General features: G+C 40.6%; 12 protein-coding genes. 1 reads left to right on the forward strand and 11 read right to left on the reverse strand.

The window, feature by feature from the left end; translation table 11 throughout:
• Positions 1 to 265, reverse strand: a 265-nt coding sequence (locus ACP5NR_RS05375; protein WP_428006081.1) for a helix-turn-helix domain-containing protein, incomplete at its 3' end; no start/stop codon positions are given.
• A gap of 162 nt (positions 266 to 427) precedes the next feature.
• Positions 428 to 1,354, reverse strand: a complete 927-nt coding sequence (locus ACP5NR_RS05380; protein ID WP_428006065.1) for a glycerophosphodiester phosphodiesterase family protein — start codon at positions 1,352 to 1,354, stop codon at positions 428 to 430.
• A 294-nt stretch (positions 1,355 to 1,648) separates the two neighbouring features.
• On the opposite strand from ACP5NR_RS05380, the gene ACP5NR_RS05385 reads away from it, so the two are divergent.
• Positions 1,649 to 2,194, forward strand: coding sequence for a molybdenum cofactor guanylyltransferase (locus tag ACP5NR_RS05385; RefSeq protein ID WP_428006066.1), 546 nt, complete (start codon positions 1,649 to 1,651; stop codon positions 2,192 to 2,194).
• Here ACP5NR_RS05385 and fdhF read toward each other — a convergent pair.
• From fdhF to ACP5NR_RS05430, 9 genes are all read right to left on the reverse strand, one after another.
• The gene (gene fdhF / locus ACP5NR_RS05390; RefSeq protein WP_428004759.1) at positions 2,178 to 4,895 is read right to left on the reverse strand and encodes a formate dehydrogenase subunit alpha; all 2,718 of its coding nucleotides are present in this window, start codon (positions 4,893 to 4,895) and stop codon (positions 2,178 to 2,180) included. The two genes, ACP5NR_RS05385 and fdhF, sit on opposite strands and share 17 nt — an antisense overlap.
• A gap of 235 nt (positions 4,896 to 5,130) precedes the next feature.
• Positions 5,131 to 5,745 carry a cyclodeaminase/cyclohydrolase family protein gene (locus tag ACP5NR_RS05395; RefSeq protein ID WP_428004758.1) on the reverse strand — a complete coding sequence of 205 codons (615 nt, stop codon included), beginning with the start codon at positions 5,743 to 5,745 and terminating at the stop codon, positions 5,131 to 5,133.
• Positions 5,717 to 6,478 (reverse strand): deoxyribose-phosphate aldolase, encoded by a 762-nt coding sequence (gene deoC / locus ACP5NR_RS05400; protein WP_428004768.1) that lies wholly within the window; start codon positions 6,476 to 6,478, stop codon positions 5,717 to 5,719. Before deoC ends, ACP5NR_RS05395 begins: the two co-directional genes overlap by 29 nt.
• Before the next feature lie 14 nt (positions 6,479 to 6,492).
• Positions 6,493 to 7,038, reverse strand: a complete 546-nt coding sequence (locus tag ACP5NR_RS05405) for an HDIG domain-containing metalloprotein (RefSeq protein ID WP_428004757.1) — start codon at positions 7,036 to 7,038, stop codon at positions 6,493 to 6,495.
• 5 nt (positions 7,039 to 7,043) lie between these two features.
• A complete protein-coding gene (locus ACP5NR_RS05410) occupies positions 7,044 to 8,003 on the reverse strand; it encodes an ABC transporter permease (protein WP_428004756.1) in 960 nt (319 codons plus the stop codon).
• Positions 8,000 to 9,034, reverse strand: coding sequence for an ABC transporter permease (locus ACP5NR_RS05415; RefSeq protein ID WP_428004767.1), 1,035 nt, complete (start codon positions 9,032 to 9,034; stop codon positions 8,000 to 8,002). The genes ACP5NR_RS05410 and ACP5NR_RS05415 overlap by 4 nt, the downstream gene beginning before the upstream one ends.
• A gap of 25 nt (positions 9,035 to 9,059) precedes the next feature.
• Positions 9,060 to 10,610, reverse strand: a complete 1,551-nt coding sequence (locus tag ACP5NR_RS05420; protein WP_428004755.1) for an ABC transporter ATP-binding protein — start codon at positions 10,608 to 10,610, stop codon at positions 9,060 to 9,062.
• A gap of 64 nt (positions 10,611 to 10,674) precedes the next feature.
• Positions 10,675 to 11,685, reverse strand: coding sequence for a BMP family lipoprotein (locus ACP5NR_RS05425; RefSeq protein ID WP_428004754.1), 1,011 nt, complete (start codon positions 11,683 to 11,685; stop codon positions 10,675 to 10,677).
• Positions 11,682 to 13,886: a hypothetical protein gene (locus ACP5NR_RS05430; protein ID WP_428004753.1), complete on the reverse strand. Its 2,205-nt coding sequence runs from the start codon at positions 13,884 to 13,886 to the stop codon at positions 11,682 to 11,684. Before ACP5NR_RS05430 ends, ACP5NR_RS05425 begins: the two co-directional genes overlap by 4 nt.
• Positions 13,887 to 13,931: the final 45 nt, after the last annotated feature.

Raw genomic sequence — 13,931 nt, forward strand, 5'->3', positions numbered from 1 at the left:
GTTGAAAGAAGTTTTTGAATGCCCTTTGCAAGTTCAATTGTGCATTCGCAAGTGCAAGGCTATCTACTTCGTTAAGCCATTCGAATTCAGATTTGTATTGTGCAGGTGTGGTATTAAGCATCATCTTATGCGCTTGATAATAATCGATTTTATCCTCAAGCATTTTGTTGTAGACAAACCGAACACAACCAAATGTCTTTGCAAACATCACCTGCTGCGCTTTGTTCGGATACAATCTGAAACGATAAGCCTTATGTTTTATAATCTTTATCACCTTGGCTTTCAATATACTTGCACATCATCGTATTTAGTTACCAAGACAAGATGGTAATACATGCTGACGAATGATTGTTACTATCTGATTCCATTCTAACACAAATCAAAGAGCAATTCATCTCACCACTTATAGAAGTTGGAGAATTCTTGCTTAAAAGGACGTTAAAATATCAGGATAATCAGTTATTATTCCATCCACACCCATCGAAATGAACTTTTCCATTTCCGGCTTATCGTCTATCGTCCATGGTACCACAAGCATTCCATATTCGTGAGATGTTTTGATCATATTTGAAGTGCACAATTTGTAATACGGAGAGATCACATCCACTCCTAAACTTTTTGCCATCTTAACAGGATCTCCTCCAAAATCAGAAAGTTTTAATCCGGCCGTCCACAGGGTGTTTTCATAATAAATGTTTTGAAGCAAGGCAACCGTCGTGATTTTTGGATCCATCTCTTTAACAAGTTTTAAGGTTTCCCAGTTAAAAGATTGAACCATAACTGTATTTTCAAGACCGTATTTTTTTATAAGAGGTACAAGCGCGTTTACAAAAGTTTTGGCATCATAGGTATATCCAAATATTTCTGGAAAGACTTTTGTTTCAGCGTTTATCATGTACCTGTTTCCCGTTTTTTCTTGCATGTCCTTCACAAAAGCAAAAACCGCTTCAAGCGAAGGTATTTTCTCTTTTTCAACCTGAACTTGATGTGGCATTCTGTAATCAGATCTCATAACACCGAAGTCGTATTGCAAAAGTTGTTCGTATGTCATATCTTTTATCAAAGGTTTATCACCGATGAATTGCCCATCTTTTGAAACTTTTTGAGGATTAAGAAAAGGATCGTGTGAAACGACGAGCACCCCGTCTTTTGTCATGGCAATATCAAGTTCCAACGTTGTAACGCCGACATGTTCTATCGCGTACCTAAAAGCCGCCATCGTATTTTCAGGCATTAAGCCTCTTCCACCCCTATGCGCTTCAAGATCAAAAGGCCATCCATTTTGAATCGGTGTAAGTGCAAAAGAAAAAGAAAAAAGTTCGACAATTAGAACCAAAAAAATAAATTTTTTCATATCATTCCCCCTTTTTTTGAGTATACCAAAAGCCTATGGCAAAAACAAAACGGTGACGGGTAACGCGTGATCAGTAAAACAGCGCGTAGATCGTAGCGGGTAGCATATAGAAAAGACAAACTGGCGGCGAAGAGCGTGATGCCGCGAGGTGGCCTCCGCAGCAACGCGAGGACCAGACACCGAAGGGCGAATGCGAGAGCCACGTGCTACATGCCGTTTCGCCACCTGCCGGAGCAACTATTCGGAATTTGAATTTTGTTTGTTTTAGTATAAAATTAACTTGTGAATGTAAATTTGGCAATTCTTGTTGGTGGAAAATCAAAAAGATTTGGTTCTGACAAATGCACCCATGAAATAAACGGCAAAAGATCAATTGATTGGATAAATGAATCAATAGGTTTTCTCTTTGAGAAGGTACTTTTTGTTGGAGAAAATGACAGGATCGATGATTCAATTTTAGATCTTAAACCCGGTTTCGGGCCCATTTCAGGGCTCGAAACCGCTATTCTTAATTCCAAAAACGGTGTTTTTCTCGTTTCTTGTGACATGCCCTTTGTGAAAAAGGAAATAGTCGATTTTATATTGAGAAAGATCTCCAATTACTCGATCGTGTGTCCTGTCGTTGATGGGATCTATCAGGTGACGCATGCGTTTTACTCTGCAAACATTCTTGAAGAGGTAAAAAAAGAAATGCTTACAAAAAATCCATCTTTAAAACATCTTGTTTCAACCTGCTCCAATTCTCTTTTAATCGAAGAAAAGGAGTTAGAAATATTCAAAGACTATAAAAATAGTTTTTCCAATTTTAATTTTCCAGATGATCTCAACCAACACTTCTGACCTTTTCTACTTTAACTGCCGAAACTTTAAACGTTGGAATTTTCGCAATCGGATCGAGTGCGGCCAGAGTTAAAATATTTGCCGGTGCTTCGGCATAGTGAAATGGAATAAAAATTAATCCTTTCTGGGATCTTTCGGTTACTTTTACCTGACCTTCTATTGATCCTCTGCGAGAGGTTACACGTACAACGTCTCCGCTTACAATTCCAAGTTGTTCTGCGTCTTCAGGATTTATTTCTATTTCAACCTTTGGCCTTGTGTCTTCAAGTTCTTTTACGCGCCTTGTCATAGTTCCGGTATGATATTGATAAAGGATTCTTCCGGTAGAAAGATAGAACGGATATGTTTCATCCGGTAACTCTGGAGGTTCGGTGAATTCAACCGGAATAAATTTACCCAGGCCATTTGAAGTGGAAAATTTTTCTTTATGAAGAATGTCTGTACCCTGATGCGTTTCAGATGTACACGGCCATTGAATTCCTTGCTTTTCAATTCTATCGTAAGAAATGCCTGCGTATATCGGAGAGACCGATGCTATTTCTTCCATTATTTCAGACGGATCTCTGTAATCGGCCTTATAACCCAATTTGTTCATGAGTGCTTTCAGTATGATCCAGTCAGGTTGTGAATTCCCAATCGGTTTTAAAACTCTTCTTACCCTTTGAACTCTTCTTTCGGTATTTGTGAATGTACCGTCCTTTTCAAATCCGCTTGATGCGGCCAAAATGACGTCCGCATACTTTGTGGTATCATTTGGAAATATATCCATGTCAGCGAAGAATTCAAGGCTTTCAAGCGCACGCCGTGCATGACAAGAATCCGGATGACTCATGACGGGATTTTCTCCCATCACAAAAAGGGCTTTTATCTTTCCGTCGATCATGGCGTTGAACATTTCGACACTTGTTAATCCCGGTTTGTCGGGTAAATTACTGACTTCCCAGGCCCTTTCAAATTTCTTCCTTACATCTTCACTCAAAACCGATTGATTTCCGGGAAAAACATTTGGAAGGCATCCCACATCTCCGGCACCCTGCACATTTGATTGTCCTCTGAGTGGATTTACACCTGAGCCGGGTTTCCCGATCTTTCCTGAAGCCATTGCAAGATTTGCTATGGAGATGACGTTTTTGGTACCGCTGACATGTTGTGTGATGCCCATGGCGTAAAGTATGGAAGCAGATTCAGCCTTTGCATACAATTCAGCGGCAATTCTTATTTTTGAAGATTCAACGCCGGTTATCTTTGAAACGTATTCGGGCGTATATTTCATCACTGCATTTTTAACATCTTCGAATCCTTCTGTCCTTTCCGATATGAATTTCTCATCCAAAAGTTTTTCTTCTATCATGATGTTTAAAAATCCATTGAAAATCGCAAGATCGGTTCCGGGAAGATTTCTAAGCCATACCGTTGCGTAATTTGCCAACTCTATTTTTCTTGGATCGATCACGATCAACTTCGCACCATTTCTAACTGCCTTTTTAACACGGGATCCGTAAACGGGATGATTTTCCGTTGTGTTTGTGCCTGTAACAACTATCACTTCAGCATTTTCTATGTCTTCCATCGAATTTGTCATGGCACCCGCACCAAAAGTCATGTTTAACCCTGCCACGGTTGAAGCATGACATAACCTTGCGCAATGATCGATGTTGTTCGTCCCTATAACAGCACGAGCAATTTTTTGAAGCAGATAATTTTCTTCATTTGTGCATCTTGCAGAAGAAAGAAACGCTATTGAATCGGGTCCGTACTTTTCTTTTATATCGATGAGTTTTTTTGCGGTGTAATCAAGTGCTTCATCCCAACTTACAGTTTGAAAATTCCCGTTTACTTTCATAAGTGGATCTTTTATCCTGTCAGGATGGTTGACAAAGCCATATCCGAATTTGCCTTTCACACATGTTGCCACTGCGTCGTTGACTTCTTTGTTTTCAACAGAGCCGTCAACTCTGACTATATCGTTGCGTTTTGGATCAACGTAAACATCTATCTGGCATCCAACGCCACAATAAAGGCAAGTTGTTTTAACCTTTTCGACCGCATTCCATCTTGCTTTTCCAATCGAAGGTTTTTCAACGATTGCTCCGGTCGGACAAACAGTCGCACATTGACCGCAACTCACGCAATCGGTTTTTGCAAGCGGAAGATCCATAAAAGTTGATGGATAAGATTCGTGGCCACGTTCTACCATCGAGTATATCGACATGCCTTCTATTTCATCACAAACTCTGACACACAATTGGCATCTTATGCATTTGTTCAAATCTCTTACCAAAAATTCGCTTGAATCATCGACTTCATATCTTTTCTTTTGAAGATAACCGAACAAAGGTTTCCCGGATGGAAAATATTCATAGGCCAGATCTTGAAGCGAACAATTACCATTTTGATCGCATGTCATGCAGTCATCCGGATGTTCTTTGAGTATCAGGGATAAATTCACCTTTCTGGCTTCGTCTATAAGTGGAGAATTTGTTTTTATTTTCATGCCATCTTTTAATTCCGCGGTGCATGAGGTAACAAGGTTCTTAGATCCTTCCACTTCCACTACGCACATGCGACATGCACCTATGCTTTTAAGTGCGGGATGATAACAAAGGTGGGGAATATCAAAACCATTTTCAAGAAGAAATTCAAGAAGATTTTTCCCTTGTGGAATTTGATAATTTTTACCATCTATTTCAATAGATAACAATCTAATCCCTTCTTTGTTTAATTTGTAATATCAAACAAAATTCAAATTTTGGATTATCGCTCCGGCAGGTGCCTGCACGGCACGTAGCGCGTGGCTCGTAGAATTGACAATTTTCAATTTAGATCTATTCAATCTTCACTCATCACCATTCACTGATCGAGGCATTCTGCCCTTCGCTTCGGTAAATAAGCATTCGACTTTCAAAGTGAATTCAGTATAATCCAATGGCATAATTTTATGAATCAATATTCGAATCTCTAAAACACTGATCGATCATACCTTTCATGGCACTTAAAGACTCTCTTATCTTAGAGACGAATGTTTCATCTTTTATGAGTTTAAGATTTATCTCAACATTTGAAACCGCTATCTCAAAAGATGCTTTCAAAAGCCATGACGCACTTTTGGCATCGCTTAAAGCATTTTTATTTCCATATTTGTTGACGAATTGCGCAAGAGGACATACTTTTGATATTTCTCTGGCAAGTTCGTAAGGTGTTTCGCTTGCATGTTTTAAGGCTGTTTGAAGTTTTTCGGTACGGATTTTCTTTTGATCTTCGGTTTCTTTCGGCAATTTCATTGCCTCAATAACTTCGTCGAAAGCCTGAGCATCCAGATCAGCCAAATCGAGCAATCTTTTTCTTCTGTAAGACGCTTCGCTTAGAACTCTTTCCATTTCGCCTTCAGAATCCTCGTAATCTTTTTTCCCTATCGTAAGTGATGCAACCATTTCAACAAGGGCCGTTCCCATAGCGGCCACTATCGATCCAACGGCACCACCGCCTGGCGTTGGAGATTTTGAAGCAACCGCTTCCGTGAATTCAAATATTCTTTGATCCTGGAAATTCATTTCTCGCACCTCCGATTATCTCAACAGATTTTGAAGCACCTATTCTGTTTGCACCGGCAGAAATCATTCGCAGCGCATCATCGTAAGAATGTATTCCTCCGGAAGCCTTCACACCCATCTTTTCTCCGACCACGAATCTCATAAGCGCAACGTCTTCAGCCACAGCGCCACCTTTTGAATATCCGGTTGAAGTTTTGACAAAATGGGCACCGCTTTCTTTGGATATAACACATGCCGCAACTTTTTCTTCGAAGTTCAAAAGTGCTGTTTCTATTATAACCTTGACAGTCTTACCTCTCGCAGATTCAACAACTGATTTCACGTCATCGTATACCTCATCGTATTCTGAATCTTTAAGCATCCCTATGTTTATAACCATGTCAACCTCATCTGCACCATGTTCTATAACCCATTTCGTCTCTTCTGTTTTTATCTTTGTCGGCACGGCACCGAAAGGAAATGAAACGACACTCGCGATTTTAACCTTACTGCCCTTAAGGTTATCAAAAGCCTCAGGCACTCTAAACGGATTAACACACACAGAATAAAAGCCATACTTTACGGCTTCATCGCATAATTTCGATATCTGTGCCGATGTTGCATCGGGAGAAAGTAAAGTGTGATCGATCATGTAAGCGAGTTTATCTCTTTGAATATCGATCTTTTTAGTTTCAAATTTGAATTTTTTTGCCCTTAAGATTTCATTTTCTATCTTTTCCAAAAGTCCGTTCATCTCAAATCTTCCTTTCAAAGACCTATCTCTTCATGAATGCTTTTCATCGCATCAAGAGCGAGGTTTAAATATGCTTCGAGTTCAAGGCCAAGTTCGGAGCACATTGACATCTGTTCGCGACTTGCACCCTTTGCAAAAGATTTTTCTCTAAATCTTTTCATGAGAAATTTTGAGTCTAAAGGTTCAAGTTTTTTTTCTGATCTTATAAGAGCAGCAGCCGTTATGAATCCCGTAGTAGGATCGGCAACGTAAAGTGCTTTTTCTATTTTTGTTTCAAGCGGTTTCTTCTCGGCATGAGCAAGAATTGCATCGTAAACTTCTTTCGGTAAATTGTATTTTTTCAACATCTCAACGCTTAAAAGGCCATGATGGGCAGGATCTTGATCTGTTTCGGGATAATCATAATCGTGAAGTATTCCGGCAATTTCCCATTCGTTTTCATCTTCACCAAATTTGTAAGCCAACGCTTTCATAACCGCTCCGGTTGCGATCATGTGGTTGACAAGGTTGTTCGACTCAACGTGTGATTTTACCAAAGATATCGCTTCTTCTCTTGTCAATTGAATCACTCCTTAATGTAAGGTACGCCATCCGCACTTGGTGCTCTACTCTTTCCTATCAAACCACCGACGACTATTAAAGTTATTATATACGGAATCATTCCAAAAATATACTGTGTGTTAGTTGAAAGGTTTAAAACACTTTGACTTTGAAGTTGGTTGTTGAAAGCCGTTGCACCGCCAAAAAGCAAAGATGCCGACATCGCTCCAACTGGATTCCAATTTCCTATTATCATGGCTGCGAGTGCTATAAATCCACGACCGTTTGTCATATTCGTGGTAAATTGGCCAAGTTCTCCTATACTCAAATAAGCACCGCCCAACGCTGCAAAGAAACCACTCATTATAACTCCAAAATATCTAACGTTGTAAACATTCACTCCCAAAGTATCCGCAGCCTCAGGGTTGTTGCCCACAGATCTCATCCTCAAACCCAATTTCGTTTTGTATATCAAAATCCAGCCAAAAGCAACAGATGCAAAGGCAATGTAAACAAATGGAGAAAGATTTCCAAATATAACTCCAACAAATGGGACCTGTTTGAAACTGCCGAGATCAACAAGCGGTATCGATCTGACAAGATCGGTTGAACCTGGTTGACCAAACAATTCAACAAGCGCAAAACCTGTTATACCTTGTGCAAGAAGGATAAGAGCCGTTCCGCTTATTATCTGATCTGCGCCGTACTTTATGGATGCCCACGCATGAAGAGCGGCCATGGCAACTCCGAAAAAAGTACCAAGCAAAAGTCCATACCATGGATTGCCGGTAAAATAACTTCCCATCACTCCTCCAAAAGCACCCATCAACATTATACCCTCAAGTGCTATATTGGTAACACCCGTTGTTTCACTGAACACGCCACCCAGCGCCGCAAGTATAAGAGGAGTCGATTGGGTAAGCGTAGATTTGTAAAATGTAGGATTTGTGAAAACGTTGAATATGGCCTGAATCCATTCGTTCATACTTCGGCAACCTCTTTTCTTTTTCTTACCTTCAAAGTTTTTATGATTCTGTTCGTGGCAACAAGGAAAATTATTATTCCCTGAATGATGGTCACCATGTCTTTTGGAACACCTGCAATCTGCATTTGATTGGATCCCGTCCTTATCGAAGATATCAAAAATGCGGCAAGTCCTATACCAATAGGATCGTTTTGCCCTATAAGTGCAATTGTTATTCCATCAAAGCCCATACTTCCACCCAAAGCACCGAAATATCTTCCGTAAACGCCAACAACCTGAGTTGTGCCGGCAAGTCCGGCCAAAGCACCGCTTATTGCCATTGCAAGTACGACATTCTTGCCTATGCTTATTCCACCGTATTCTGCCGCGTAAGGGTTAAATCCTACGGCCTTGACTTCATAACCTATGGTGGTTTTTTGAATTATGACGTAAATGACAACGATCGCGGCCAAAGACACAAAAATTATCGTGCTTAGAGAGGTTGCTCCAACGCTCATTATGTTTGGAAACTGAGCCGAATAGGCAATTGCGGGTGATTTGGGAACCCCTCCAGGTGCCTGAAATGGTCCGTTTACAACGTAATTGGCTATGAAAGTTGCAACGTAATTAAGCATTATGGTGGTTATGACTTCATGCGCACCTCTGTAAGCCTTGAGCCATCCAGCAATTGCTGCCCATAAAGCGCCTCCAACCATTCCGGCAATCATAACAAGAGGAATGGAAAGATAAAACGGATAAGACGCCACCATAGTACCCACGTAAGCGGCGAGCAAAGCACCGATGATGACCTGACCGTTGGCACCTATGTTAAAAAGTCCCGCACGAAATCCAAAACCTACGGCCAAGCCCGTGAGGATCAACGGGGAAGTTTTCATGAGATTGTCTATTATCGCTTCCTTGGTTCCGAAAGCGCCATAGAATAACGCAGCATACGCCACAAGCGGGTTTTTGCCTATTATAAGCATGACAACGGCCGCTACGGCAAGCGATATAAGCACCGAAAGTAAAGAGATTATGACTTTTTCATTCAGAATGTATTTTTTCCAGTCTTTCATCTTATACCTCCTGATTGATATCTTCGAGTTTATGGCCTGCCATCATTAAACCCACCGTCTCTGTGGTCGTTTTTTCCGGGCTAACCTCACCCATGATCTGTCCTTCGTAAATCGTCAGTATTCTATCACTTAAAGAAAATATCTCTTCCAATTCCATCGATATGAGCAATATGCCTATACCTTTGTCACGCATCGATATAAGAGTTTTGTGAATGAACTCTATGGCGCCAACGTCTAACCCTCTTGTTGGCTGGGAAACGATCATCAAAGCAGGATCAAAAGCAATCTCTCTTGCCACTATGACTTTCTGCTGATTTCCACCGCTTAGATTCATGCCGAGCAGATCTATATTCGGCGGCCTTACATCGAATCTTTTGACAAGAGTTTCCGAGAATTTTTTTATATCTTCGATTTTAAGAAAAACCCCATCGCTGAATTTTGGATCGTCATGTTCTCCAAGAATGAAATTGTAATAGATCGGAAAAGTCTTTATGAGTCCATGTTTTAATCTGTCTTCGGGAATATGTCCCATTCCCATTTCACGTCTTCTCTTTGGAGAAAAACCGGTTATATCCTGATTTTTGAAGATTATCTTTCCGCTTTCGACTTTTCTAAGGCCTGTTATGGCTTCCGTGAGTTCTGTCTGACCGTTACCGGCAACGCCGGCAATTCCGACTATTTCTCCACTTCTTACATTCAAACTAAGGCCTCTTACAGCCTCTATGCCTCTGTTTTCTTTGACAACCAGATCTTTAACATGTAATATCTCATCACCCGGATGGGCTGAATTTTTTTCAACGGTAAGTAAAACTTCTCTTCCAACCATCATGTTTGCAAGTTCCTTAGGACTTGTCTGGGAGGTCTTCACGACACCGGTAACCTTTCCAAGCCTCATAACGGTAACGGACTCGGTTATCGCCATGACTTCATTTAATTTATGTGTTATGAATATGATCGTTTTCCCTTGAGATTTAAGACTTTTCAACACTTCAAATAATTCGTTCGTTTCTTGCGGTGTCAAAACGGCAGTGGGTTCATCAAGCACAAGTATTTCGGCGCCTCTGTAAAGTACTTTTATTATCTCAACTCTTTGTTGCATTCCGACAGGCATATCTTCTATTATGGAATCGGGATCTACTATCAAACCGAATTTTTTCGACAGATCTTTTATCTCTTTTCTTGCCCGGTTCAAAGCGAAAAATGGTCCTCTGACAGGTTCCTGACCCAAAACTATATTTTCAACGACACTCAACCTATCCACCAACATGAAATGCTGGTGAACCATTCCTATCTTTGCCGATATCGCATCATTCGGGTTATTTATCTGCGTTTCAACGCCATTTATGTATATCTTTCCGTCATCAGGTTTTATAAGTCCGTACAGTTGACTCATCAAAGTGGTTTTACCCGCTCCGTTTTCTCCCACAATGGCATGGATCTCGCCTTTTTTGACGAAAAGATCAACGCGATCATTTGCAAGCACGCCGGGGAACCTTTTTGTAATTCCTTTCATCACAACCGCATATTCGGAATAATCTACATTTTTACCCATCTTACCTCCCATACTGTTAGTACAAATGGCGGGAGATAACTCCCGCCAAAATTAAAAAGCACTGTCAAAATTGAATTGCTGGCACCTGAAACGTCTGTAATTCTTTATCGGTTGCCGGAACAATTATTTCTCCACTCGCAACATCTTGTTTGAGGACGCTTATTTGGTGCATTACACTTGCCGGCACGAGTTGCTTTGTGTAAGTCATAGGACTTATTCCAACGCCATCATCTTTGAGCGTAAGTGTGACAGTACCGGCTTTGAAAGTGCCGTTTATAACGGCCTGAATGCCATCAAAGACAGCGACATCAACACGTTTCATGGCACTCGTAAGCACATATCCTGGCGCCAAATAATCCTGATCCTGATCGACTCCTATCGCAAAATGTCCTGGTCCTGCATCTTTGGCCGCCTCAATTGTTCCGAGACCTGAAAGTCCTGCTGCCGCAAAAACTATGTCCGCACCTTCAGAAAACTGGCTGTTTGTCATGGCTTTACCCGCTGCGGGATCATCAAAACTTCCGACGTATCCTGACAGTATCTGGACGTTCGCACCGTTCAACACGTTGTAGGTCTGGATGCCGGCATCATAACCGTACTGGTATCTTTCAACCGGCGGTATTGGAATTCCACCCACAAATCCAACCTTGCCTGTTTTTGACATGGCTGCGGCGAGATATCCAGCAAGATAGGCACCCTGATTTTCGCTAAAGAGAAAACTTTCGACGTTAGGGGCATCAACGGAGAAATCTATCGTTATGAATTTGACGTTTGGAAATTGTGGAGCAACTTTTGTAACTGCATCCTGCATCATGAATCCAACTGCAACGACGACATCTGCAACCTGAGCAGCGGCAGTGAGATTCGGTACGTAATCAGCCTGTTCGTAAGACTGAATGACATTAGCAGTTATGCCATATTTTTGCACCGCCATCTGAACGCCGGCCCATGCGCTGTCGTTGAAAGACTTATCACCGAGACCCCCTGTATCCGTCACGAAAAACACCGTTAACGGTAATCCGACTGTTGCAAGTACGAGAATCGAAACCAAAAACGCGATCACAAATTTCTTCATGCTTTCTTTCCCTCCTTTGCTGAAATAGATTTAAAGCGCGTGTAAAGCGCCTCAAAAGCCACAAAAATTGAAATTCCGATTGTTATAACCAACATAGCGATGTTGGGAATTTCTCCTTTGACAAGTGTGTGTGAATAAGTGGGAAATCCATATTCAACGAATATCTCTATGACTTTTTGGTAAAAAATCATCATGGCACCTAAAATTGTCATAAGAGATATCAAAAATCTATATATCCAGTTTTTTCTGAAGAAAGTAACACTTAAGAACAAAAGGGAGATAAGGATAAAAAGTTTTGATCCATCAGATGTCTGAAAAAATTGAATATTTGGCGCTCTTTCATTTAGCGAACCGGCCACTTTAAACGTGTCCATCAAAGATGTTGAAACCTCAGTGAGGTTACTCGACGATATCTGAGCCTTTATACCGCTTTCAATGTCATTTCTTAACTGTGGAGCAGCAAACGTGTATATTCCATCGAGTGTTTGCGAAAAAGCATTTTCATTTCTGTTGACGGCATCAATTCTGTTTATCATATCGTTAATGGCAGATTGGGCTCTATCTCTAACCACTCCTATCGAATCTTTAAGATTGTTTAAATTAGAAAATCCAAAGTAAGGTGAATTTCTATCGACATTTACCATGATGGAATTTGGATATTCGACAATGCCTTTAAGCGCACCCGATTTCTTCAACGTTGAAAGATAGAAAGAAACAGTTTGATTGGCAAAATTGTAAGGATCGGATCTTAAAGCAGATATGTCGGAACTTATATTTTGAAGATCGTAAGTTAAAATTCCATTTTGACCGTAGAGTTCGTTTTCGTATATTCCCATATATGCGCTTTTCAAAAAAGTTTGGTTTTGAGACATCTTCGTTGAAGGAAGGTTCGAATAAAGAGGCACAAAAAGTACAAGCAAAAATAAAACGGCAACTCCAACCATTGAAAATATTTGAAACAAATTTTTGACCTTTGTTATTCTTAAAAATGAAAGAAATCCCAAAAAAGCAGTTGTGACTATCAAAAAACCGTAAAGGGTGGAATCGAGTCTGCTTAACATCGGATCTATTCCAAAGATCAACACCAAAGATTCAAATGCAAGGATGGATAACATGGCATAACCAACCCATTTTTTTCTGTACAGGAAGAAAAAGATCAGTACCCCCGCATATACGAGCCATCTCCATTCGATAGGCGAAAGTGGAGTAGCACTTTTGGAAGCAAGCGTACCTTCAAGTTTTACTATGCTGTCGTTGAAATTTTTTGAGACTGAATTTCTGACTGTGTTGGCAGAAAGCAATTCCTGCACGGCCACGGCAGAGACATAGGAATCAAGCGCTTTGGTCACCGCAACCGAAGTTGACTGTCCGGATGTTATAAGAGTTTTGATACTTTTGACTGAATTATTGGCACTTTGAGAAAGTTTGTTTTTGAAATCCGCAAATGCGTCATCAAGGGTTTTTTGACTTAAAGATTGAAGGGCAAGGTCTAAGGTATACTGACTAACCTGCTGGGTTTGGACAAAAGGCTGTATCTTCAAATTGTACACATTTACTATATCCAAAACATCGGCCGGGACAGCACCGTTGTAAATTTTGTTAAGTGCGGAAATGAAGATGTTTTTTAAGTTTAAGGGACTGTAATTGTAATTTCCCCGAACAGTACTTTGTACCCCTATGGCTTTTTGAAAGTAAGATCTTGTCAGATCAGCACCTGCACTTTGTACTTTGCTTCCAAGATCAAAAACGGCCTGATTGAAAGTTGAAAAGTAAGGAAAATCAGTTTGACTTACGCTGTTACCGTAAAGATCATCGACTGCATAAACGAGAAAGGCCGCAAGCGCAACATTTTCGGTTTCATCATTTGTCTTATACCTTTGGTATATGTTTTGCGCTATGTACCACATATCCACATTGGTAAAATTTCCCACAGCGCCGGATGGTATCTGAAAACTGCGCATTCTTATCCATCTGTAATAAGCGGCAGGTTCAAATTCAGTTATGATCGTGGAAACGGCATTTTCAACCTGATTGGACGGAACAGATTCTATTGAGCCAGTTTTTTCAATTTGGGACAGGTATGTGTTAAAGGTCTGTATGTAATCCTGATAATCGTTCGTAACCTTCGTTTCAAAAGAAACGGAAAAAGCAAAGATCGAAAAGAGCACAAGGAATAAAGAAAATGTAACGTATCTTTTCATTTTTACACCCCACCGGCCTTTTTATGATTCTACCATAAAAGGTCG

The organism is Athalassotoga sp. (assembly GCF_049965695.1).
GTDB lineage: Bacteria > Thermotogota > Thermotogae > Mesoaciditogales > Mesoaciditogaceae > Athalassotoga.

Bases quoted from the DNA above. Each gene is read 5' to 3' on its own strand.
- ACP5NR_RS05395 (WP_428004758.1), bottom strand. From the start codon at position 5,745: ATGAATTTCCAGGATCAAAGAATATTTGAATTCACGGAAGCGGTTGCT.
- deoC (WP_428004768.1), bottom strand. From the start codon at position 6,478: ATGAACGGACTTTTGGAAAAGATAGAAAATGAAATCTTAAGGGCAAAA.
- ACP5NR_RS05410 (WP_428004756.1), bottom strand. From the start codon at position 8,003: ATGAACGAATGGATTCAGGCCATATTCAACGTTTTCACAAATCCTACA.
- ACP5NR_RS05425 (WP_428004754.1), bottom strand. From the start codon at position 11,685: ATGAAGAAATTTGTGATCGCGTTTTTGGTTTCGATTCTCGTACTTGCA.
- ACP5NR_RS05380 (WP_428006065.1), bottom strand. From the start codon at position 1,354: ATGAAAAAATTTATTTTTTTGGTTCTAATTGTCGAACTTTTTTCTTTT.
- ACP5NR_RS05430 (WP_428004753.1), bottom strand. From the start codon at position 13,886: ATGAAAAGATACGTTACATTTTCTTTATTCCTTGTGCTCTTTTCGATC.
- ACP5NR_RS05420 (WP_428004755.1), bottom strand. From the start codon at position 10,610: ATGGGTAAAAATGTAGATTATTCCGAATATGCGGTTGTGATGAAAGGA.